The 22,735-nt window shown below is 64.4% G+C and carries 24 protein-coding genes and 1 pseudogene; 13 read left to right on the top strand and 12 right to left on the bottom strand.

The genetic code is table 11. The features are described 5' to 3' along the window. Nucleotides 1-8 precede the first annotated feature (8 nt). From IVB31_RS05310 to IVB31_RS05345, 8 genes are all read left to right on the top strand, one after another. On the top strand, nucleotides 9-719 hold the full coding sequence (locus IVB31_RS05310; RefSeq protein ID WP_247319539.1) for a flagellar hook capping FlgD N-terminal domain-containing protein: 711 nt from the start codon (nucleotides 9-11) through the stop codon (nucleotides 717-719). A 370-nt stretch (nucleotides 720-1,089) separates the two neighbouring features. Next, entirely contained in the window at nucleotides 1,090-1,365 is a 276-nt protein-coding gene (locus tag IVB31_RS05315) for a DUF1153 domain-containing protein (protein WP_002714638.1), read from the top strand. 192 nt (nucleotides 1,366-1,557) lie between these two features. Then, a complete protein-coding gene (fliF, locus tag IVB31_RS05320) occupies nucleotides 1,558-3,171 on the top strand; it encodes a flagellar basal-body MS-ring/collar protein FliF (protein WP_247319541.1) in 1,614 nt (537 codons plus the stop codon). 32 nt (nucleotides 3,172-3,203) lie between these two features. Next, the gene (gene fliG / locus IVB31_RS05325) at nucleotides 3,204-4,301 is read left to right on the top strand and encodes a flagellar motor switch protein FliG (RefSeq protein WP_247319543.1); all 1,098 of its coding nucleotides are present in this window, start codon (nucleotides 3,204-3,206) and stop codon (nucleotides 4,299-4,301) included. Beyond that, nucleotides 4,301-4,921 (top strand): FliH/SctL family protein, encoded by a 621-nt coding sequence (locus tag IVB31_RS05330; protein WP_247319544.1) that lies wholly within the window; start codon nucleotides 4,301-4,303, stop codon nucleotides 4,919-4,921. Before fliG ends, IVB31_RS05330 begins: the two co-directional genes overlap by 1 nt. Before the next feature lie 3 nt (nucleotides 4,922-4,924). Next, a complete protein-coding gene (gene fliN / locus IVB31_RS05335; RefSeq protein ID WP_247319546.1) occupies nucleotides 4,925-5,275 on the top strand; it encodes a flagellar motor switch protein FliN in 351 nt (116 codons plus the stop codon). Nucleotides 5,276-5,327: 52 nt separating this feature from the next. Continuing rightward, nucleotides 5,328-6,713, top strand: a complete 1,386-nt coding sequence (locus IVB31_RS05340) for a sigma-54 dependent transcriptional regulator (RefSeq protein WP_247319548.1) — start codon at nucleotides 5,328-5,330, stop codon at nucleotides 6,711-6,713. A 340-nt stretch (nucleotides 6,714-7,053) separates the two neighbouring features. Further along, nucleotides 7,054-8,202, top strand: coding sequence for a M20 family metallopeptidase (locus tag IVB31_RS05345; protein WP_247319553.1), 1,149 nt, complete (start codon nucleotides 7,054-7,056; stop codon nucleotides 8,200-8,202). A gap of 119 nt (nucleotides 8,203-8,321) precedes the next feature. Here the strand turns inward: IVB31_RS05345 and IVB31_RS05350 are convergent, their stop codons facing one another. From IVB31_RS05350 to IVB31_RS05405, 12 genes and pseudogenes are all read right to left on the bottom strand, one after another. Then, complete coding sequence (locus tag IVB31_RS05350; RefSeq protein WP_247320388.1) at nucleotides 8,322-8,480, bottom strand: hypothetical protein; 159 nt, start codon at nucleotides 8,478-8,480, stop codon at nucleotides 8,322-8,324. 93 nt (nucleotides 8,481-8,573) lie between these two features. Then, nucleotides 8,574-9,155, bottom strand: coding sequence for a flavin reductase family protein (locus IVB31_RS05355; RefSeq protein WP_247319554.1), 582 nt, complete (start codon nucleotides 9,153-9,155; stop codon nucleotides 8,574-8,576). A gap of 32 nt (nucleotides 9,156-9,187) precedes the next feature. After that, the gene (locus tag IVB31_RS05360; protein ID WP_247319556.1) at nucleotides 9,188-10,024 is read right to left on the bottom strand and encodes an ATP-binding cassette domain-containing protein; all 837 of its coding nucleotides are present in this window, start codon (nucleotides 10,022-10,024) and stop codon (nucleotides 9,188-9,190) included. Between the two features lie 20 nt (nucleotides 10,025-10,044). Then, nucleotides 10,045-10,851, bottom strand: coding sequence for an aliphatic sulfonate ABC transporter permease SsuC (gene ssuC / locus IVB31_RS05365; protein WP_247319558.1), 807 nt, complete (start codon nucleotides 10,849-10,851; stop codon nucleotides 10,045-10,047). Beyond that, entirely contained in the window at nucleotides 10,848-12,011 is a 1,164-nt protein-coding gene (ssuD, locus tag IVB31_RS05370) for an FMNH2-dependent alkanesulfonate monooxygenase (RefSeq protein ID WP_247319561.1), read from the bottom strand. Before ssuD ends, ssuC begins: the two co-directional genes overlap by 4 nt. 145 nt (nucleotides 12,012-12,156) lie before the next feature. Beyond that, nucleotides 12,157-13,107, bottom strand: coding sequence for a sulfonate ABC transporter substrate-binding protein (locus tag IVB31_RS05375; RefSeq protein WP_247319563.1), 951 nt, complete (start codon nucleotides 13,105-13,107; stop codon nucleotides 12,157-12,159). Nucleotides 13,108-13,466: 359 nt separating this feature from the next. After that, nucleotides 13,467-14,633, bottom strand: a complete 1,167-nt coding sequence (locus IVB31_RS05380) for a cytochrome P450 (RefSeq protein WP_247319571.1) — start codon at nucleotides 14,631-14,633, stop codon at nucleotides 13,467-13,469. 74 nt (nucleotides 14,634-14,707) lie between these two features. After that, the gene (locus tag IVB31_RS05385) at nucleotides 14,708-15,496 is read right to left on the bottom strand and encodes a helix-turn-helix transcriptional regulator (RefSeq protein ID WP_247319573.1); all 789 of its coding nucleotides are present in this window, start codon (nucleotides 15,494-15,496) and stop codon (nucleotides 14,708-14,710) included. Between the two features lie 127 nt (nucleotides 15,497-15,623). Then, nucleotides 15,624-15,977: a DUF2200 domain-containing protein gene (locus IVB31_RS05390; protein ID WP_247319575.1), complete on the bottom strand. Its 354-nt coding sequence runs from the start codon at nucleotides 15,975-15,977 to the stop codon at nucleotides 15,624-15,626. Between the two features lie 226 nt (nucleotides 15,978-16,203). Beyond that, a pseudogene (locus tag IVB31_RS05395) lies at nucleotides 16,204-16,647 on the bottom strand (efflux RND transporter permease subunit); the annotation flags it as partial. A gap of 5 nt (nucleotides 16,648-16,652) precedes the next feature. After that, a complete protein-coding gene (locus IVB31_RS05400; RefSeq protein WP_247319576.1) occupies nucleotides 16,653-16,880 on the bottom strand; it encodes a hypothetical protein in 228 nt (75 codons plus the stop codon). 10 nt (nucleotides 16,881-16,890) lie between these two features. Continuing rightward, a complete protein-coding gene (locus IVB31_RS05405) occupies nucleotides 16,891-18,096 on the bottom strand; it encodes an LLM class flavin-dependent oxidoreductase (RefSeq protein WP_247319578.1) in 1,206 nt (401 codons plus the stop codon). A 264-nt stretch (nucleotides 18,097-18,360) separates the two neighbouring features. On the opposite strand from IVB31_RS05405, the gene napE reads away from it, so the two are divergent. The 5 genes from napE to IVB31_RS05430 are packed head-to-tail and all read left to right on the top strand — an operon-like array spanning nucleotide 18,361 to nucleotide 22,534. Further along, complete coding sequence (gene napE, locus IVB31_RS05410) at nucleotides 18,361-18,549, top strand: periplasmic nitrate reductase, NapE protein (RefSeq protein ID WP_247319579.1); 189 nt, start codon at nucleotides 18,361-18,363, stop codon at nucleotides 18,547-18,549. 26 nt (nucleotides 18,550-18,575) lie between these two features. Continuing rightward, entirely contained in the window at nucleotides 18,576-18,890 is a 315-nt protein-coding gene (locus IVB31_RS05415; RefSeq protein WP_247319580.1) for a chaperone NapD, read from the top strand. Between the two features lie 16 nt (nucleotides 18,891-18,906). Beyond that, nucleotides 18,907-21,420 carry a nitrate reductase catalytic subunit NapA gene (napA, locus tag IVB31_RS05420; RefSeq protein WP_247319582.1) on the top strand — a complete coding sequence of 838 codons (2,514 nt, stop codon included), beginning with the start codon at nucleotides 18,907-18,909 and terminating at the stop codon, nucleotides 21,418-21,420. Then, nucleotides 21,417-21,887 (top strand): nitrate reductase cytochrome c-type subunit, encoded by a 471-nt coding sequence (locus IVB31_RS05425; protein WP_247319584.1) that lies wholly within the window; start codon nucleotides 21,417-21,419, stop codon nucleotides 21,885-21,887. Before napA ends, IVB31_RS05425 begins: the two co-directional genes overlap by 4 nt. Next, nucleotides 21,884-22,534 (top strand): NapC/NirT family cytochrome c, encoded by a 651-nt coding sequence (locus IVB31_RS05430; RefSeq protein ID WP_247319585.1) that lies wholly within the window; start codon nucleotides 21,884-21,886, stop codon nucleotides 22,532-22,534. The genes IVB31_RS05425 and IVB31_RS05430 overlap by 4 nt, the downstream gene beginning before the upstream one ends. The last annotated feature ends 201 nt before the right edge of the window (nucleotides 22,535-22,735 follow it).

Below are 22,735 nucleotides of genomic sequence, written 5' to 3' on the forward strand. Positions count from 1 at the left end.
ATTCGAACATGACCACCACGAATGCCGCCACCGCCCCGTCCGTCGTCTCGGGCACGACCGACCTGCCGAAATCCTCCTCGTCGAACACGAGCCTGGGCTCGAGCACCGGCGCGACGCTGGCCGGCAACTTCCAGACCTTCCTGACGCTGCTGACGACGCAGCTGCAGAACCAGAACCCGCTCGATCCGCTCGACACCAACCAGTTCACGCAGCAGCTGGTGCAGTTCGCCGGCGTCGAGCAGCAGCTCAAGACCAACGATTCGCTGTCCCAGCTCGTCACCCTGCAACAGACCACGCAGGCGACCCAGGCGCTCGGCTTCGTCGGCAAGACCGCCCTGGTCGACGGCACGACCGGGACCATGACGAATTCGTCGGCGACCTGGCATCTCAACGTGCCGAGCGACGCCACCGTCGACATCACCATCGCCAATGCCAGCGGCCAGACCGTGTTCACCGGCAAATATACCGCCGGCGCCGGCACCGACGTTCCGTTCACCTGGAACGGCCAGGGCAACGACGGCACGCAATGGCCCGACGGCAAGTACACGATCTCGGCCACGGGCAAGGACGTCGCCAACAACAATGTCGGCATCGCCGCGCAGGTGCAGGGCACGGTATCGTCCGTCGACCTGACCCAGTCGCCGCCGCTGCTCACCATCGACGGCGCCAGCTATACGATGAGCCAGGTCAAGAGCATCATCGCCACCGCCAGCAATTAAAGGCGGCGCGCGATCCACACATTCCGTGTCGTCCTGGCGAAAGCCAAGACCCATAGCCACCGAAAGTCGTTTTGGCGCGAGGAAGTAACCCCGAGTCTTCGCCAAACTTCGCGCTGGGGTAATGGGTCCTGGCTTTCGCCAGGACGACGTTGAGAGGCTTGGCGACACCCCCGCAGGCCTTGTTCGTTAGTAATGTATTTACGAACACCCCCCTCGGCCGGCCTGGACGCCCCGTCCCGCCGGTCGAGACGGCTGCGTTCCAGCCATTTTCAACGAGAATTGTATTGAAGCCTTAGGCTTAGCGGATTTTTAAGCCGGCACGCGTAGGGTTCCTGAGTGAGTTCAGTGGTTGAGAGTTTGTGAGTACGCCATGACAGAACCCCATCGCCCGAGGGTAAAATACGTCATCGGGCCGGACGGTAGTCCGTTGACGATTGCGGATCTGCCTGCACCCGGCACCAAACGCTGGGTCATCCGCCGCAAGGCCGAGGTCGTCGCCGCAGTTCGTGGCGGACTTCTCTCCCTCGAGGAGGCCTGTAGCCGTTATACCCTGACGGTTGACGAATTCCTCTCCTGGCAGTTTTCGATCGACCAGCATGGTCTGGCGGGACTTCGCACCACCCGTATCCAGCAATATCGCCAGTAGGCAATCCGGAAATCTGCGGCTTTTGACGAAAATCGGCCTCGCCCCGCGAGGCCGATTTTTTTCATGTTTGGTTTTGGCGCGACTTTTGTCCCAGCTCTTAACCTTCGTTAACCATATCGAAACCATCACCTAGGCAATAATTGCCCAGTCGGCCTTTCCTGTGAAAGCAGCCGAATCTCTCGGGGCGGTTGCTTGCAAGGTCTTGCGGACTTTCTGAAGGGTATCGGAGCCGCCCGGTTCGGGGCGATGATCGCGGTCACCGCCGCGCTCGTCGGCTTCTTCGCGTTCGTCATCATGCGCGTCACCACGCCGCAGATGACGACGCTGTTCACCGACCTCAGCGTCGAGGATTCCTCGGGCATCATCAAGGACCTGGAGCGCCAGGGCATCCAGTTCGAGCTGCGCAACGAGGGCACCATCATCATGGTGCCCAAGGACAAGGTCACCCGCCTGCGGATGAAGCTCGCCGAGGGCGGCCTGCCCAAGGGCGGCGGCGTCGGCTACGAGGTGTTCGACAAGTCGGACGCACTCGGCACCACCTCTTTCGTCCAGAACATCAACCACCTGCGCGCGCTGGAAGGCGAGCTCGCCCGCACCATCCGCGCCATCGACCGCATCCAGGCCGCCCGCGTCCATCTGGTGCTGCCCGAGCGCCCGCTGTTCTCGCGCGAGGCGCCGGAGCCGTCGGCCTCGATCGTGGTCCGGGTCCGCGGCGCGCTCGAAGCCCAGCAGATCCGCGCCATCCGCCACCTCGTCGCCTCTGCCGTCAACGGGCTGAAGCCGCAGCGGGTCTCGATCGTCGACGAGGCCGGCCAGCTCCTGGCCGACGGCGCCGCGAACGATCCGGAGCAGGCCGTCGGCGACGAGCGCCGCACCGCCTTCGAGAAACGGATGCGCAAGCAGGTCGAGGACATCGTCTCCTCCGTGGTGGGGACGGGGCGCGCGCGGGTCCAGCTCTCCGCCGATTTCGACTTCAACAAGATCACCCAGACCTCGGACAAGTTCGATCCCGAAGGCCGCGTGCTGCGCTCGAGCCAGACCCGTGAAGAGCAGAGCATGACCGCCGACAACAACGGCCAGGTCACCGTCAACAACGAGTTGCCGGGCAACCAGCAGAACAGCGGCGTCGCGGCCAAGGACCAGAGCAAAAAGAGCGAAGAGACCAACAATTACGAGATCTCCCGCACCACCAAGACCGAGGTGACCGAGGCCGGCCGGGTCAACCGCATCTCGGTCGCGGTGCTGGTCGACGGCATCTACACAAAGAACGACAAGGGCGAGCTCGCCTACACCGACCGCACCAAGGAGCAGCTCGACCGCATCGCCACGGTGGTGCGCTCGGCGATCGGCTTCGACCAGAAGCGCGGCGACCAGGTCGAGGTCGTCAATTTGCGCTTTGCCGATGCCCCCTCCACCACCCCGATCGCCGAGCCAAGCGGCTTCCTCGGCATGCTGCAGTTCACCAAGGACGACGTCATGTACTTCGTCGAGCTCGGCGTGATGATGCTGCTCGGCCTGATCGTGCTGTTCCTGGTGATCCGCCCGCTGGTCAAGCGCATCCTGGCATCCGACGAAGTCGCCGCCGCCATCTCCGGCGTCCTCTCCGGCCCCGCCGATTCCGACGAAGCCTCGCCGGCCGCCGGCCAGGCGCTGCTCCCGAGCGGCGCCGCCAGCGCGATCGACGTCGCCACCATCCAGGGCCAGGTCCATGCCCAGTCCGTTCATCGCGTCGGCGAACTCGCCGAACGCAACCCCAACGAAACCGTCGCCATCATCCGCCAGTGGCTGACCGAACCATCCAAATAACCCGCGTCAAGTGAATCAAGAAGTGACCTGACATGGCCGCCAATCTGCAAAACGCCAATTCCAACGACATCACCAGCGTGATCTCCACGCTCGGTCAGCGTGCCGGCAGCCGTGCGGCAAGCGGCGCCAAGGCCGAAGCGGTGGCGGGGCCGAAGCGCGCCGCGATCCTGATGCTGGCGCTCGGCGAGCAATATGGCGGCAAGATCTGGCAGTTACTCGACGACGACGAGGTGCGCCAGCTCTCGCTGGAAATGTCGACGCTCGGCACCGTCGAGGTCGACACGGTGGAGGACATGCTGCTCGAATTCGTCTCGCGGATGTCGGCCTCCGGCGCGCTGATGGGCAATTTCGACGCCACCGAGCGGCTGCTCCAGCAATATCTGGCGCCCGAGCGCGTCAACGGCATCATGGACGAAATCCGCGGCCCCGCGGGGCGCAACATGTGGGAGAAGCTCTCCAACGTGCAGGAAGAGGTGCTGGCCAACTACCTCAAGAACGAATATCCGCAGACCATCGCGGTGGTGCTGTCGAAGCTGAAGTCGGAGCACGCCGCGCGCGTGCTCGGCATCTTCCCCGAGGATCTCGCGCTCGACGTCGTCAACCGCATGCTGAAGATGGAGGCGGTGCAGAAGGAGGTGATCGAGAGCGTGGAGAAGACACTGCGCACCGAATTCATGTCCAATTTGTCGCAGACCCGCCGCCGCGACGCCCACGAGGTGATGGCGGAAATCTTCAACAATTTCGACCGCCAGACCGAAACCCGCTTCATCACCTCGCTGGAAGAGGACAACCGCGAATCGGCCGAGCGCATCAAGGCGCTGATGTTCACCTTCGACGACCTCGTGAAGCTGGATTCCGGCTCCGCCCAGACTTTGATGCGCAACGTCGACAAGGACAAGCTCGGCGTCGCGCTCAAGAGCGCCAACGAGGACGTCCGCAACTTCTTCTTCGGCAACATGTCCTCGCGTGCGGCCAAAATGCTCCAGGACGACATGGCCGCGATGGGTCCGGTGCGCCTGCGCGACGTCGACGAGGCCCAGGCGCTGCTGGTCAACCTCGCCAAGGATTTGGCCGCCAAGGGCGAGATCATGCTGACCAAGAACCGCGCCGACGACGAGCTGGTGTATTGATGGCCGCTCCGGCAAAATTCCTGTTTGATAACGACTTCGCCGCGCCCGATCGGACGCGCGAGAAGGCCGCGACTGCGGCCGAAATCGCCCAGAAGGTCGCGGAAGCCGAGGCGCGCGCCTATCAGGACGGCTTTGCCGCCGGCCAGCGCGAGGCCAAGGCCGAGAGCGACCGTCGCGTCGCGCTCGCCATGGAAGAGATCAATATCGGCATCCGGGGCATCGCCTCGGGCATCGGCAACATCGAAACCAAGATGGAGACCGAGGCTGTCGACGTCGCGGTCGCGGTCGCGCGCAAGCTGTGCGCCGATCTGGTCGCCGCCGAGCCACTCGGCGAGATCGTCGCGCTGGTCAAGGACTGCTTCTCGCATCTGGTCGCGACGCCGCATCTCGTCGTCCGCATCAACGACGCGCTCTACGACGCCGCGCGCGAGAACATCGAGCGGCTGGCCAAGCAGAGCGGCTTCGAAGGCCGGCTGGTGATTCTGGCCGAGCCCGACATTGCCACCGGCGACTGCCGGATCGAATGGGCCGATGGCGGCGTCGTGCTGGAGCGCGGCGCCATCGTGGCCAAGATCGACGAAATGGTCGGACGCTATGTTGCGTCCCGCAGGGGGAATTAAGCCATGAGCGACACCGACGGACAGGTCCCGCTGCCCGATCTCAACGGCCCGATGCCGCTTGGCGGCACCGACGTCGGCTACAACGAGGACGAATATGCGACGCGCGCCGCCGCCGACCTCGAAGCCGTGTTCGACGTGCCGGTGCAGGTCTCGGCCGTGCTCGGCCGCTCCAAGATGGACGTCAGCGAGCTGTTGAAGCTCGGGCCCGGGACCGTGCTCGAGCTCGACCGGCGCGTCGGCGAGGCCATCGACATCTACGTCAACAACAAGCTGGTCGCCCGCGGCGAAGTCGTCCTGGTCGAGGACAAGCTCGGCGTGACCATGACCGAAATCATCAAGACCGAACGCGCTTAGCGACCACAGGGAATGACGCGCGGCAGCGCGACCAGACGGACAGGAGACTGACATGCGGCTTCTCATCGTTGGCACATTGAAGGGCCAGCTCACCACCGCCACCAAGATCGCGATGGCGAACGGCGCTACCGTGACCCACGCCGAGGATCTCGATCAGGCAATGCGCGTGCTGCGCGGCGGCAAGGGCGCCGACCTCCTGCTGGTCGACGTCGCCCTCGACATCCGCGATCTCGTGATGCGGCTCGAGGCCGAGCACATCCATGCGCCGATCGTCGCCTGCGGCATCACCAACGACGCCCGCGCCGCGGTTGCCGCGATCCATGCCGGCGCCAAGGAATACATCCCGCTGCCGCCGGACCCCGAACTGATCGCAGCCGTGCTGGCCGCCGTCGCCAACGATTCCCGCGAGCTGGTCTATCGCGACGAGGCGATGGCCAGGGTGATCAAGCTGGCGCAGCAGATCGCGGGCTCGGACGCTTCCGTGATGATCACCGGCGAATCCGGCACGGGCAAGGAAGTGCTGGCCCGCTACGTCCACACCCGCTCGGCCCGGGCCAAGCGCCCGTTCATCTCGATCAACTGCGCCGCGATCCCCGAGCATCTGCTGGAATCCGAGCTGTTCGGCCACGAGAAGGGCGCCTTCACAGGCGCGGTCGCCCGCCGTATCGGCAAGTTCGAGGAAGCAACCGGCGGCACTCTGCTGCTCGACGAAATCTCGGAGATGGACGTCCGCCTGCAATCGAAACTGCTCCGCGCCATCCAGGAGCGCGTGATCGACCGTGTCGGCGGCACCAAGCCCGTGCCAGTGGACATCCGCATCATCGCAACCTCGAACCGCAATCTGGTCGAGGCCGTGCGCGAAGGCACGTTCCGCGAGGACCTCCTGTTCCGGCTCAACGTCGTGAATTTGAAGATCCCGCCGCTGCGCGAGCGTCCCGCCGACATTCTCGAGCTCGCCCAGCATTTCGCCAAGAAATATGCCGAGGCCAACGGCGTGCCGCTGCGGCCGATCTCGGCGGACGCGCGACGCGTGCTGTCCGCCAACCGCTGGCAGGGCAACGTCCGCGAGCTCGAAAACACCATGCACCGTTCGGTTCTGATGGCGCAGGGCGACGAGATCGGCGCCGACGCCATTCTCACCCCGGACGGCGACCGCCTCGACCTCGCCAAGACCGCGCCGGCCGTGGCGCATGCGACCATGGCCGCCGAGCAGGTGACTCGGGCCCTGGTCGGCCGCACCGTCGCCGATGTCGAGCGCGACCTGATCCTGGAGACACTGAAGCACTGCCTCGGCAACCGGACCCATGCCGCCAACATCCTCGGCATCTCGATCCGCACGTTGCGCAACAAGCTCAACGAATATTCCGACGGCGGCATCCCGATCACGCCGGCGGGAACGCCGGGTGAATATCCGCGGATGCCGATGGTGGGGGCGTAGGGTCAGCCTCCGGCGAATATTTGGATGCGAATGTCCGGGCTAGTCCCGGGCATTTTCGTTTTGCCGGCAGAGCGAACGCGCGCACCGCGCCCTTGATGTCGTCCTGACGAAAGCCAGGACCCATTACCACAGGGAAAAATTTGGCGAAGATAGTGGTCCGGTACACCTACCGCCCATACCGATAGATTCCGTGGTATGGGTCCTGGCTTTCGCCAGGACGACGCTGGAGAGCATTGTGCGTCCCATCCACAGCACGCGACATGGCCGCACCGCATCCGGCGACTAGGTCGCGCCAGCGCAAGGCCCTATAACCTCGCCTGAAAACCACGCGAGGGTAAACATGTCTGAAGCTCACATCACGGACTGGCTGGCGACACAGCGGCAGGCGATGATCGACCTGCTGCGCGATGTCGTGAACATCGATTCCGGGTCCTATGACAAGGAAGGTGTCGATGCGGTCGGGGCGCGGTTCGAGCGGCATTTTGCCGAGCACGGCATTCCATTCCGCCGTGAAAGCCACGGCACCTTCGGCGACGCGATCCATGCCGAGGTGGCAAAACCCGGCAGCAACGAGAAGCCGGTGCTGTTGATGGGGCATCGCGACACCGTGTTCGGCAAGGGCGAGGCCGGGCGGCGTCCGTTCACAATTGAGGGCAAGCGAGCCTATGGTCCCGGCGTTGCCGACATGAAGTCCGGCGTCGTCATGAACATGTTCGTGGCGACCGCCTTCCACAAATTCGGCGGCAACCCGCACCCGATCAAGCTACTGATCACCTCGGATGAGGAGATCGGGTCACCCTCCTCGCGGCCGGTGATCGAGCGCGAAGGACGCGCCGCGCGCGCGGTGTTCAATTCCGAGCCGGGCCGCCCCACAGGCAATATCGTGACGGGGCGCAAGGGCGGCATTTTCATGCATGTCGCCATCACCGGCAAAGCCGCACATTCCGGCGCCAATTTCGCCGCCGGCGTCAGCGCGATCGGCGAGCTCGCGCACAAGATCGTGCACATTCACGCGCTGACCGATCTGGACAAGGGCATCACGCTCAATGTCGGCCTCGTCGCGGGCGGGCAGTCTGTCAACACGACGGCGCCTTACGCGGAAGGGCAGATCGACCTGCGCTATGGCGATCCGGCCGATCGTGCGACGGTGATGGCCGCGATCGAGAGCATTGTCGCAGCGTCCTATGTGCCGGGCACGAGTGCTGCGCTGACGATCAAGGGCGAGTTCGTGCCGGTGGTGCAGAGCGAGGCCTCGAAGGCGCTGTTCGAAAATTACCAGGCCGCCGCCAAGCAGGCCGGCCTCACCACGCTCCAGGGCGAGTTCTCCGGTGGCTGCGCCGATTCCGGCTTTACGGCTGCGGTCGGCACGCCGACCATCTGCGGGCTCGGTCCGGTCGGCGGGCTCGCGCACACGCCGGAGGAATATCTCGAGCTCGACAGCATCGTGCCGCGCGCGCAGGCACTGGCGCTGGCGATCTTGCGGGGGTGAAAACAGGTGCCGTAGGGTGGGTTAGCGTAGCGTAACCCACCTCTTCTGCTCCCGCGCATATAGACAGTGGTGGGTTACGCTACGCTAACCCACCCCACACAGTGCCCGTCCGCGAGAGCTCACGAATAGCTCGGTGCGTCCGGCTTGCGGAAGATGTGGATGGGGTCGCCCGGCACGATCGGCTGGCCCGTAAACATCGCATAGGCGTGCAGCGCGAGATAGGCGATCGCGAGCGCGCCGATGGCGTAGAAGGCCCAGGTCGCGACGCGTTTCATCATTGCGCTCCATTGCCGTCCCGACGGGAAGGCCGAGGTGCTTCTAGAGCGATGACAGGAAAAAGGCCAGCCTGAGCGGCTCGTGGCGGGCGGCGATCAAACCCCGCGCCGACCGTGCGTGGGAACGCTGACGTCCGCGAGCCTGGCTGCGTCTTCGTCCTGATCGACCGCCACATACCGACCGTGCCAATAAGCCAGCGCGGCGTTGCGGGTGGAATTCCTGACGTCTCGCACCCGCCCGATGATGATCCCGTGCGAATGGCGCTCGACGATCTCCTCGACTTCGCAATCCACTGCGGACAATGCGCCGACCAGCAGCGGAACGCCCGAGACCGCCGTCACCCATCTGGCGCCCGCGAAACGATCGGCACCCTTGAGCCCGCCCTTGCCGGCAAAGCGCTCGGCGACGTCGAGCTGGTCCGCCGCGAGGATGTTCACGCCGAAGGCGCCGTGGCGCCGGATCAGCGGGAAGGACGAGGCATCGCGGTTGATGCTGACGATCAGCGTCGGCGGATCGACCGAGAACGAGCTGACCGACGTGACCGTCATGCCGGTGATGTCCTTGCCCCGTCCGGCGGTGATGACGCTGACCCCGCCGGTGAGATGGCGCATGGCGCCGCGGAAATCGGCGGAGGAGACGACAGTTTCGGTCATGAGATCGCGGGGCACTACATTCATGGCTTCGTCCCCAAGCGGGGGTCCCTGTCTATTTAGGTACGATCGTCCGCCGACAAAAGGTGGCCCAGGATCGAGCCTTCGAGAGCGGCAAGCTCCGCGGAGCCGCGTTCACGCGGCCGGGCCGCGTTAACCGTAACGTCATGGGCGATGCGGCCCTCGTCGATCACCAGCACCCGGTCGGCCAGCGCGACCGCCTCGGCGACGTCGTGGGTCACCAGGATCGCGGTAAAGCCCTGATCGCGCCAGACGCGCTCCAGCAGCCGCTGCATCGAGATGCGGGTCAGCGCGTCCAGCGCGCCGAGCGGCTCGTCGAAGGCGAGCACGCGGGGATGCGAGACCAGCGCGCGGGCAAGGGCAACGCGCTGCTTCTGGCCGCCCGACAGCACCGAGGGCCACTGGTCGCGCTTGTCGATCAGGCCGACCTCGGTCAGCGCCTCCTCGGCGCGTGAATGCGCGTCGGACGAGGCACGATCGCGGCCGAGACCGACCTCGACATTGGAGAGCACGCGGGCCCAAGGCAACAGCCGCGGCTCCTGGAACATCACGCGGATATCCTCGGGCTTGACCGCGTCGCCAAGCGAGATGCTGCCGGAATCGGCCTTCTCCAGGCCGGCGATCAGGCGAAGCAGCGTGCTCTTGCCGCAGCCGCTCTTACCCACGATGGCGACGAATTGGCCGGCGGGGATGTGCAAATCGATGCCACGCAGCACCTCGTTGTCGCCGTAGGATTTGCGTAAAGCCCGGATGCTGAGCGGAAGGCCGCTGCTGTGCGCCGGGCGCTCCTCGCGCACGACACGGGCGTGCGGCGCGAAATTGGCGCGGCTGGCGAGCTCGGTTTCCGGAAGGGAGGTACGAAGCGCTGTCTGCATGTGATTCCCAGTATTTCTGCTCAACGTTTCCAATAGGCGGGGTGCCAGGAGAGCGTCAGGCGCTCCAGCACGCGGGAGGCGCTGTCGGCGAGCTTGCCGAGCAGGGCGTAGATCAGGATCGAGAGCACCACGACGTCGATCAGCATGAATTCGCGCGCCTGCATCGCCATGTAGCCTAGCCCTGAGGACGCAGCGATGGTCTCGGCGACGATCAGGGTCAGCCACATGATGCCGAGCGCGAAGCGGATGCCGACGAAGATCGAGGGTAGCGCGCCCGGGAAGATCACCCGGCGGAACAGCTCGCCGTCGGTCATGCCGTAGATGCGGCCCATCTCGATCAACTGCGGATCGACGGTGCGGATGCCGTGCAGCGTGTTGAGGTAGATCGGGAAGAACACGCCGAGCGCCACCAGAAACAGCTTTGCGCTCTCGTCGATGCCGAACCACAGGATCACCAGCGGGATCAGCGCCAGATGCGGCACGTTGCGCACCATCTGCAGCGTGGTGTCCGTGAGCTTGTTGGAAAGCTGCGACAGGCCGTTGGCGAGACCGAACGCGAAGCCGATGCCGCCCCCGATCAGGAAGCCGATCGAGGCGCGCCAGAACGAGACCCAGATGTTGCGGGCGAGCTCGCCGGAGAGCAGCAGCTTCCAGCCCGCGAGCAAGACGTCGCTCGGCGCCGGCAGCACGCGCGTCGGCACGAAGCCGGTGACGCTCGCAACCTGCCAGATCGCGATGATGGCGAGCGGCACGATCCACTGGATCAGGCCGTCGAGGCGCGGCACGCGAAAGCTGCGCGGGAACGAAACGCTGTCGATCAGGCTCATGACTGCGACGCCTTGTGCTGCGGACGGAAGTCGCTGCCGACGGTTTCACCGAAGGGACCGCCGTTGAAGTGGAGCCTGGTCACGTTGCTCGGCTGCTCCAGCGAAAGCAGCGGAAACACCAGCTCGGCGAAGCGATAGGCTTCTTCCAGATGCGGGTAACCCGACATGATGAAGGTATCGATGCCGAGATCCTGATACTCCCTGATGCGGGCCGCGACGGTCGGGGCATCGCCGACCAGCGCCGTGCCGGCGCCGCCGCGCACCAGGCCCACGCCGGCCCACAGATTCGGCGCGATCTCGAGCTTGTCGCGTTGGCCGCCATGGAGCTGCGCCATGCGTTGCTGGCCGACGGAGTCCATGCGCGAAAAGTTCTTCTGCGCCAGCGCGATGGTGTCGTCGCTGACATGCTTGATCAACTCGTTGGCGGCCTGCCAGGCCGCTTCATGGGTCTCGCGGACGATCACGTGGAGCCGGATGCCGAAGGAGAGTTTTCGGCCACGCGCGCTCGCGACCTCCCTCACCTTCGCGATCTTCTCCGCGACCAGCGCCGGCGGCTCGCCCCAAGTGAGATATTTGTCGACGGCATCGACCGCGACGTCGATACCGGCATCCGACGAGCCGCCGAAATACAGCGGCGGACGCGGCGACTGCACCGGCGGGAACAGGAGCTTGCCGCCCTCGACATGGATGTGCTTGCCCTCGACATTGACGGTCTTGCCAGCGAGCAGGTCGCTATAGGCGCTGAGGAACTCGCGGGTGACCTCGTAGCGCTCGTCATGGCCGAGGAAGATGCCGTCGCCCTTGTTCTCGACAGGATCGCCGCCGGTGACGACGTTGACGAGCAGCCGGCCATTGGTGATGCGGTCGAGCGTCGCGGTCATGCGCGCCGCGACGCTGGGCGATTGCAGACCGGGCCTCACCGCCACGAGATAGCGCAGCCGCTCGGTGAACGGCGCAACCGAGGAAGCCACGATCCAGGAATCCTCGCAGGATCGCCCGGTCGGCAGCAGCACGCCGTAATAGCCGAGTTGGTCGGCGGCCTGCGCGATCTGGCGCAGATAGTTGAAATTGACCTCGCGGCCGCCGATGCCGGTGCCGAGATAACGGCCGTCGCCGTGGGTCGGCAGGAACCAGAGGATGTTGCTTTTGGATTGGCTCATGAACGTCTCCTGCCCGATGACTAGCCGTAGGAGGTGCCGACCGCGGCGGCGCCGATGCCGACCGAGAGGACGATGGCCGCGATCAGACGCTGAATGATACGTCTCATGTTTAAACCCTTTGAAATGGGGAGATTGGTTGGCACGATCAGGCTGCGGGGTTGCGCCAGACGATGTCGCGGATCACGATCGGCTTAGGGATCAGGCCGAGCTTGGTGAAGCGATCGGCGACGCCCTGCTGGGTCGTGACGATGTCCTCGGTGACCGGGCCGACCGCGAAGTTCGCGCGATTGGCGGCGACGGTCTGGATGTCCAGCGGGACGCCGGTGATTGCGGCGAGCGATTTGGCGACCTCGTCGCGGTGCTGTTCGGCCCATTGACCGGTTGCGGTCGTCACATCGACGATCTGCTGCAGGATGGGGCCGTGGTTCTTGGCGAAATCGCGGTTGGCGATGAAGAAGGAATTGGTCTTGGTGACCTCGCGCGCATTGATCAGGACGCGGCCGTTCTGCTTGGTCTCGCCGATCGCGAAGTAAGGATCCCAGATCGCCCAGGCCTCGATGCTGCCATTGGCAAACGCAGGCCCGGCATCCGGCGGCGTCAGATAGACCGGCGTGATGTCGGCATAGGTGAGGCCGGCCTTCTCCAGCGTCTGCACCACGACATTGTGCGCGCTGGAGCCCTTGGTGAAGCCGATACGCTTGCCCTTCAAGTCAGCGATGGAGCGGATCGGCGACTCCTTCGGCACCAGAATGCCCTGGCCGTTGGTGATAGGCTGGCCGGCGGCATAGACGATCGCCGCGCCCGCGGCCTGGGCAAACACCGGCGGGGAATCGCCGACCGCGCCGAAATCGACACTGCCGACATTCATCGCCTCCATCATCGGGGGACCCGAGGAGAACTCGACCCATTTCACCTCGATGCCTTGCGGGGTGAAATGTTTTTCCAAGGTTGCCTGCTGGCGCGTGATGACCAGCACGCCGGTCTTCTGGTAGCCGATACGAATTTCCTTCACCGCGCCTTGTGCTTTGGCACTTGAAGCGAATGCGGCGGCGGCCGCAGTTCCAACGGATAGTTTGAGAAAGTCCCGACGCTGCATCTGACACTCCCGACCGCGTGCGGCCGTCATTCATTCGTGCTCGGGAATGATGGTGCGGCTTACCGGAGGTGTCGAGACGCGCGGAAAAATAGTGATGCAAGCACTGCGCGCGTGGCGGAGCGCATGATTAATCTTTCGATCCAAAGCGCGAATGCAGGGGATATTTTTCCGCACGCGAATGTGAAAAACGCACGCGCCCGGCCAAGATTCAAAAAATCGCGAAAACAACCCCATGCACAGTAGCCGAGGCGTGCGAAAACAATGACTTACGTATTATCCGAAGCTCGTTTGACTCGTCGGGCAAAACAGGAGCAGAATGTCATCATGGCGGCGTTGCGGATGGACCGGTCCCTGCCTGCCTAATGCAGCCATCGCACGGGCAGATTTTGCAGTCCGCGGAACGCCCATCCTCCGATCCGTACCGGCTCGTCATCGGCGATCTCGAGCCGGCCGGCAAGCGCAAACAATGTCGGCAGTGCGACGTCGGCGATCATGGCGCGCGAGGCCCAGGCGCCGGCACAGAAATGCGGGCCGGCGCCGAAGGCGACGCTCTTGGCCGTATCACGCCGCACGTCGAACTGGTCGGCGCGCTCAAAGTGCTTCTCGTCACGGTTGGCGGAGCCGAACATCAGGAACACGCGCTCGTCTGTCTCGAAGGCGACGTCGCGGATGCTCCACGGCTTCGCGATCCGCCGCGGCGACATGCCGATGGGCGATATCCAGCGGGCATATTCCTCGAAAGCCTGGAGCCAGCTCACCTCGCCCCTGCGCACGAGATCGAGCTGGTCGGGATGGGAGAGCAGCGCCCACACCGTGCCGGCGACGGCCTTGCGCGGCTCGTTCTGGCCGCCGGAGATCGCGAGCTTGACGTTTGCGCGCACGCTCTCCATCGCCATGCCGGAGGCAAGAAGCACGCCGAGGATGCTCTGGTCGGGGTTCTCACGCAGCACCGGCAGGATGTCGTCGATCGCGGCATCGATGCCGGACGTCGCCGCATGACAGCGCGCCTCGACCGCGGGATCGCCGGCATAATTGGCGATGCCCTCGATCATGCCTTGCGACCACGCATCCATGTCCTGGAAGCCGATGTTGGTGAGCCCCGTGATCGACTTCAGGCATTCGCCGGAGAATGGCAACGCGAAGTCGCGCATGAGATCAATCCGCCCGGGCTCGATCGCGTCGATGATGCGGTCGGCATGGGCCTGGAACAGCGCGGTCCAGTGCGCCTTCACCGTCTTTGGCGACACCGTCGGAAACATCGCGCGGCGCTCGATTTGATGCGCCTCGCCGTCCTTGCGCATCATGTTGTGGCCCATCAGCCGGTTCATCAGGCCTGCGGGCTGGTGCGAGGAGAACACGTCGATCTGCTTCTCCGAGATCGAGATGTCGTCGCGGCGCGTCAGCAATGTCGAGCCGAGCTGCGGCACGAAGGCGATCGGCGCCTCCTTCCGCATCGTCGCGAGCATCGGATAGGGGTCGGCCCAGAATGCGGCCAGGTCGATGTCGATGCGCGGCGCGGTGCTCAAGCGTTGGCTCCCTTGTTCCTGCCGAGGCTAGCGCCTTCAGGCGCACGTGTCTGTCCCCAGCGATTGGGACAGCCTCAGTTCAGGCCTTGCGGCCCGGCCAGCAGGCGCAGCACGATCGCGAACAGCTCGCTTTGCGAGGAGATGCCGAGCCGTTGATAGGCGCGCTTGCGATAGGTCAGCGTCGAATGCAGGCTGATGCCGAGTCCTGTCGAGATCGCCTCGGAGCTGAAGCCTGCGAGGATGCGACGGCAGACCTCCTGCTCGCGCGGCGTGAGGCTGGCGAGCGGCGCGCGGGTCGCGAATAGCGCGGCGAGAGACTGCTCGGTGGTCGCCGCCGTGCTGTGCTGGAAATGGCATGCCACGCTCGCACTGATGGCCGGTGCGATGGCCTCAAGCCGCGCACGCTGGGCATCACTGAAGCGGCCCTGGGATGTGATGCGATAGAAATTGACGTAGAAGCAGGTATCGCCGGTCCAGAGCGCCGTCGCGCATTTGTCGACGATGCCGGAATCCACAAAGAACATTTTTCGGTAGCGGGCGCCGTACATGCGCGGTGCGAAAGCCGGCAGCATGATGGGGGCGCTGCCTTCGCCCTCGAACAGCGCATCGCGGTTGGGATCGGATTGGTGGAATTGTCCGGCATAGGCCGCGCCGAGGTCGCCGCCGGTCGGGATGTTGCCGGCATCGAGCAGGCAGCGCGCGGCGCCGGCTCGGCTCAGCGCGAACACCATGCAATGGCCGACGTCGGCCTGCCGGCGCAGCGTATCGATCAGGATTTTTGGGAAATCCGGCCTGCCGATGGCGAGCACCGCGGACGTGACAGCGCCAGCCGTCGGATTTGCGGGCGTCCCGTGAGGGCGCATCGATTTCTCCCTGTCGCCTTTTGCTGAAAGTTATCAGCAATGGCGGCTCGGCGAAAGATGGGTTTCACAGGGACACGCCGCGCAAGGTGCGCCAAGCCAGGCGGCCGGCGGATGGCGATTGCGGAAATCAGCTTTTTCGCAATATCTTGTCCATCGTTTTTCCCTTGGCCAGCTCATCGATCAGCTTGTCCAGGTAGCGTATCTCTCGCATCGTCGGCTCTTCGACGTCCTCCACCCGGACGCCGCAAACCACGCCTTTGATCAGGGCCCGCGAAGGGTTGATCTTGGGAGCCGTCGCAAAGAAGGTCTCGAAGTCCGTCTGTTTTTCCAGTTGGGCTTCGAGTTCCTTCTGACCATAGCCCGTCAACCAGGAGATGATCTGATCGACCTCCGCTTTCGTGCGTCCTTTTCTCTCCGCCTTCGCGACGTAGAGCGGGTACACGCTTGCGAAGCTCGTTGTGTAGATCCGATGTTTTGCCATGAGCGCTCCAGGGGACGGCTTGTCACGGGAGGTCGAATTTGAGCCGCAGGACGTTGTTGAATGCGCGACGGAGCCGGACCCTCTCGTTCGTGCACTCCTGTCTATTCGCACACCATAACGCGCCGATAATGCCTGTAAACGTAGTAGCAGTCGCTATCCGACGAATAGCGTGAGCTATCATAGGTGTAGGCCGCAGCGGCTCCGGCGTAAGCGCCTGCGGTGTAGGCGGAGCGACCGCGAACACCAGAAACAAGCGATGGAAGCTCTGCAGCTGGACCATCAGGATCGTCGCCATGACGAAGAGCATGAGCGGAACGACGGCGACGATCGGTGCCTGGCTCTTGGCGCTTTCCTCCACGGCTCCGCCGATCCTCACCGAATAGCCCGCCGGCAGTGTCTTGCTGAACTCCGCCACCTCAGGCGCGAGCTAGTCCACGACGGTCTTGGGCTGCGCATTGCCAATGATGCCCGCCTTCAGCGTGATGGTGGGGATCCGGGCACGCCGCCAGATCGTCGGTTGCTCGAGCTCGTAACGCAGATTGGCCACGGCCCCGAGCGGCACAGCTTGACCGCCGAGCCCGGTGAGCTGCAAATCACGCAGCGTGTCGATGGAAGCACGTTCCGGCGCGGTTGCGCACCCGGTGACATTGACGAGATAGATGCTGTCGCGCTCCGTCACAACTGCCCGAAACTGAAGTCGGCGACGCCGCTGTCGGTGTCAATGACCGTGGCCCGACTGATCTGCGCCTTCGCGAAAGCCTGGCCCAGCTGCAGCCCGCCTTTCACGATCAAGCAAAGCGAGGCTGGAGACCACATCAAATGCGGCAGCATCCGGGACGACACGAGGTGAGCGAATTCGGCGGCAGCCTCGTGCCCCGGACCCAGCGCCGGAGCCCATGCCACGAATCCTGCCCTACCCTGCCGCGGCCTTCGCCGGCGCGACGTTGATCGCGAGCTTGCCGTAGCGGTCGCTGAAAGCCTCCGTGTCGATCTCTTCCAGCTTGATCTCGCCGCTCATCACGGCTCTCTTCCAGCTCTCCTGTGCCGGATCGTTCTGGAACTCCGGCATCACCTCGCGGCCGAACAGCTCGAGCGATTCGCAGATATGCTCGTGGCTGTTCTTGCCCGCTTGATTGAGCAGGATGACCTGGTCGATATGCGAGCCCTGGAAGCGCTTCAGCTTCCGCCGAATCGTCTCCGGCGAACCGATCAGGCCGCCGCGCAGCGCAGCCTCCTGCGCCTCGGGATTGTCGCGCTTCCACTTGTTGTACTCGTCCCACATGTTGACGGTGTAGGGCGCAGGCCGCTGGCGGTTCTGCGAGGCGCCGTAGAAACGCAGCGCGAACTGGAAGAAGGTGGCGCCGTCGGCGCGGGCGCGGGCCTCCTCGTCGGTCCTGGCGCACATGAAGAACGACACCAGCGCCATGTTCGGGTTGATCTCGTAGTCGGCGAGCTTGGCGAGACGCTTGGTCATCGCGTTGTAATAGGCGTGCACCCAGGCGTGCGCCGCGTCGGCGCTGACGAACTGGAAGCCGAGCGCGCCAAAGCCGTGGCGGCCGGCGCGTTCGATGGTCGGAAGCTGCGAGCAGGCCATCCACAGCGGCGGATGCGGCTTCTGCACCGGTTTTGGCACGACATTGCGCAGCGGAATGTCGAAATACTTGCCGTGATGCTCGCTTCCCGCGTCCTTGAACATCGGGAAGATCGCGGCGACGGCCTCCTCGAACACTTCCTTCTTGGTCTCCATGTCGCGACCGAACGGCGTCAGCTCGGTGATGGAGGCGCTCTCGCCCATGCCGAACTCGCAGCGGCCGTTGGAGAGAAGATCGAGCACCGCGACGCGCTCGGCGACACGCGCCGGATGGTTGGTGGTGAGCTGGAGGATGCCGTGGCCGAGCCGGATGTTCTTGGTGCGCTGGCTCGCTGCCGCAAGAAACGATTCCGGCGAGGGCGAGTGCGAGTATTCTTCGAGGAAATGGTGCTCGACGACCCAGGCGTGGTCGTAGCCGAGCTGGTCTGCGAGTTCCATCTGCGAGAGCGCGTTCTGGTAGAGATTCAGCTCGTCGCCGGCCACCCAGGGCCGCGGCAGTTGCAGCTCGTAGAAGATGCCGAACTTCATGACGCCTCTCCCGCTTATTTTTGTTGTACGCATCTTAATGGGTGAGCCGCCGCTGTCTACGGAGCAGCAATTCCGCCGCGCGGGAGATCGATCCTTCGACCGCACGTAGCCGTGAGGGCCCGATTCCGGCGCGCGCTACAGGGTGGGTCCAACTCGACCGATTGATCCAGATCAACGCGTTAGCGGCCCTACTGCATCTAAAGTGCAGCAAGGTAACGGCCCGGATGCCGTCCCGATTCCCATAGCATTTCAGAGAGACCGAAGATGTCGGCCCCCGGCAACGACACGACACCGCGCGTGCGCCGTAAGCGCATGGAGATTTTTGCGTTCCTGTTCCTGACTGCAATCGTGATGCCCGTCCTCGCGGTCGGAACGGTCGGCTCTTACGGCCTCGGCGTCTGGATCTACCAGATGTTTGCCGGCCCTCCCGGCCCTCCACCCTCCACGCACTGATCCCCGAACAGCGAAAGACAGGCATCATGGCCCACACCACACTCAACCGCCGTGCATTGATCACCGGCCGGGTGCTCAGCGCCGACCGTATCGTGCCACCGCCCGGCTGCGAGATCGCCAGCATGGTGGTGCAGGCGCGTCCCGAGCGCCTCGCCGAGGTCGAGGCTGGGATCGTTGCTCTGCCCGGGTGCGAAATCCACGGCCGTGATCCACGCGGCAAGCTCATTGTCGTGACCGAAGCGCCTGATGCCGGCAGCCTCGGCGCCATGCTCAACACCATCCAGTCGCTGCCGCACGTCTATTCCGCGGCGCTGGTCTTCCACGCCATTGAAACCGCTTGAGTCAGGAAGAGTCGTCATGACATCGCCGAAGCTCGACCGCCGCCAGATGCTGAAGCTCGAGGCCGCCGCAATCGCAGCGGCCGCCGCCGGCATGCCGGCCCCTGCGCTCGCCGCCAACCTCGTCGCCGAACGCGGTAACAGCGAAATGAAATGGGACAAGGCCGCCTGCCGCTTCTGCGGCACCGGCTGCTCGGTGATGGTCGGGACCAAGGACAACCGCGTCGTCGCCACCCACGGCGACATCAAGGCCGAGGTCAATCGCGGCCTCAACTGCGTCAAGGGCTACTTCCTCTCCAAGATCATGTACGGCCACGACCGCCTGACGCAGCCGATGCTGCGCAAGACGGGCGGCATATACGACAAGAACGGCGAGTTCACGCCGGTGTCCTGGACCGAAGCCTTCGACATCATGGAGGTGAAGTGGAAGGAGGCGATCAAGAAGCGCGGGCCGAACGGCGTCGCCATGTTCGGCTCCGGCCAGTGGACGGTCTGGGAGGGCTATGCGGCCGTGAAGCTGTTCAAGGCCGGCTTCCGCACCAACAACATCGATCCCAATGCACGCCACTGCATGGCCTCGGCCGTCGCCGGCATGATGCGCACCTTCGGCATCGACGAACCGGCCGGCTGCTATGACGACATCGAGGCAACCGATGCGTTCGTGTTGTGGGGCTCCAACATGGCGGAGATGCATCCGATCCTGTGGACGCGTCTGGCCGACCGCCGGCTCTCCGCGCCACATGTCCGCGTCGCCGTGCTCTCCACCTTCGAGCACCGCTCGTTCGACCTCGCCGACATCGGCATGGTGTTCAAGCCGCAGACCGATCTCTACCTTCTCAACGCCATCGCCAACCACATCATCAAGACCGGCCGCGTCAACAAGGATTTTGTTGCCGCGCATACGATCTTCCGGCGCGGCCAAACCGACATCGGCTATGGCCTCAGGCCCGAACACCCGCTGCAGAAGAAGGCGACGGGCGCCGCGAAGGCCAACGACTCCACCGAGATGAGCTACGACGAATACGTCAAGTTCGTCTCGGACTACACGCTGGAGAAGGCCGCCGAGATGTCCGGCGTGCCGCTCAATCGCCTGGAGGCGCTTGCCGAGCTCTATGCCGATCCCAAGACAAAGGTAGTCTCGTTCTGGACCATGGGCTTCAACCAGCACACCCGCGGTGTCTGGTGCAACAACCTCGTCTACAACATCCACCTTCTGACCGGAAAGATCTCCTCGCCCGGCAACAGCCCGTTCTCGCTCACCGGCCAACCCTCGGCCTGCGGCACCGCGCGCGAGGTCGGCACCTTCTCGCACCGCCTGCCGGCAGACATGGTCGTGACCAACAAGGATCACCGCACCAAGGCCGAGCACATCTGGCAGCTGCCCGAAGGCACCATTCCCGACAAGCCCGGCGCCCACGCCGTGCTGCAAAGCCGGATGTTGAAGGACGGCTTGATCAACGCCTATTGGGTGCAGGTCAACAACAACCTCCAGGCCGGTCCCAACGCCAACGAGGAGACCTATCCGGGCTTCCGCAATCCCGACAATTTCATTGTGGTGTCGGACGCCTATCCCTCAGTGACGGCGCTCGCTGCCGATTTGATCCTGCCGACCGCGATGTGGGTGGAGAAGGAAGGCGCTTACGGCAATGCCGAGCGGCGCACACAGTTCTGGCATCAGCTCGTCCCCGCGCCCGGCGAGTCGAAGTCCGATCTCTGGCAGCTCATGGAGTTCTCCAAGCGCTTCAAGATCGAGGAGGTGTGGCCGGAGGAGCTGATCGCCAAGAAGCCGGACGTTCGCGGCAAGACGCTGTTCGACGTGCTCTACAAGAACGGGCAGGTCGACAAATTCCCGAGTTCAGAGATCGAGGAAGGCTACGCCAACGAGGAGTCCAAGGCGTTCGGCTTCTACGTGCAGAAGGGGCTCTTCGAAGAGTACGCCTCGTTCGGCCGCGGCCATGGTCACGACCTCGCGCCGTTCGAGACCTATCATCGCGAGCGCGGCCTGCGCTGGCCCGTCGTCAACGGCCAGGAAACCAAATGGCGTTTCCGCGAGGGCAGCGATCCCTATGTCAAGCAGGGCACGGACGTGCAGTTCTACGGATATCCCGATGGCAAGGCGCGCATCTTCGCCCTTCCCTACGAGCCGCCGGCGGAATCGCCCGACAATGAATATCCCTACTGGCTCTCGACCGGCCGCGTGCTGGAGCACTGGCATTCCGGCACCATGACGCGCCGGGTGCCCGAGCTCTACAAAGCCTTTCCTGAGGCCGTGTGTTTCATGCATCCCGACGACGCGCAGGAGGCGAAGATCCGCCGCGGCGACGAGGTGAAGGTGGTGTCCCGCCGCGGCTTCATCCGTGTCCGCGTCGAGACGCGCGGCCGCGACCGGCCGCCGCGTGGCCTCGTATTCGTGCCGTGGTTCGACGAATCCAAGCTGATCAACAAGGTGACGCTGGACGCCACCGATCCGATCTCGCTGCAGACCGATTACAAGAAGTGCGCCGTGCGCATCGAGCGGGTGAACGTGTCATGATGAAACGATTTGGAATCGCGCTGCTCGCAGTCGCGATCGCCGCAGGCGCGAGCTCGCTGACCGCGCAGACGGTGACGTCGGGCCTGCGCGGCCCGACGCCGCTCAACGACGAAGGTCCGGCGCCGCCGATGCTGCCGAACCGCAATACGTCCGAGAAGGAGGCGCGCAATTATCCGGAGCAGCCGCCGGTGATCCCGCACAATATCGACGGCTACCAGATCGATCTCAACGGCAACAAGTGCCTGTCCTGTCACGCGCGGGCGCGCACCGCTGAATCGCAGGCGCCGATGGTCTCGATCACTCACTTCATGGACCGCGACGGCCAGTTCCTGGCTTCGATCTCGCCACGCCGCTTCTTCTGCACGGAATGCCACGTGCCGCAGAACAGCGCCAATCCGCCCGTCAGCAACGACTTCATCGACATAGACACACTGCTGTCGCGCGCAAGCCCCGGTGGCCGCCGATGACGACGGCTGACGAGCCACGGGAAAACTTGAAGTCCAAGCGCGGCTTCGTCCTGCGCTGCTGGGACTTCGCACTCGAGCTCTGGCAGGTGCTGATCCGGCCGAGCTCGGTCTTCGCACTCGGCACGCTGGTGCTCGCGGGCTTCGTTGCCGGCGTGATCTTCTGGGGCGGCTTCAACACCGCGCTGGAATTGACCAATACCGAAAAATTCTGCACCGGCTGCCATGAGATGAAGGACAACGTCTTCGCCGAGCTGAAGTCGACCATCCACTTCACCAACCGGTCCGGCGTGCGGGCGACCTGCCCGGACTGCCACGTTCCGCACAACTGGACCGACAAGATCGCGCGCAAGATGCAGGCCTCCAAGGAGGTCTGGGGCAAGATCTTCGGCACGATCGACACGCGGGAGAAATTTCAGGATCACCGGCTCGAGCTGGCGGCGCATGAATGGGCGCGCTTCAAGTCCAACGATTCGCTGGAATGCCGCAACTGCCACAGCGCCGATTCCATGGACATCACAAAACAGTCGCCGCGGGCCTCGGTCGCCCACCAGCGCTTCCTGTTCACCAAGGAAAAGACCTGCATCGACTGCCACAAGGGCATCGCCCACCATCTGCCCGACATGCGCGGCGTTCCAGGCTGGCAATAGGACCGGTTTGAGCCGCTTGGCCTGAGCAAGCGCCTCGTCCTTCGAGACGACCGCTTTGCGGTCTCCTCAGGATGAGGCTGAGCGACATCTTTGCCTGCCGAAATTGCTACCGCGGACTCCGTCCTCATCCTGAGGGCCCGCCAAAGGCGGGCGTCTCGAAGGATGGGCGGCAGGGAAACGACCTTCAATGCGTTTGTGCTG

It is taken from the genome of Bradyrhizobium sp. 21 (assembly GCF_023073335.1).
Lineage (GTDB): Bacteria > Pseudomonadota > Alphaproteobacteria > Rhizobiales > Xanthobacteraceae > Bradyrhizobium.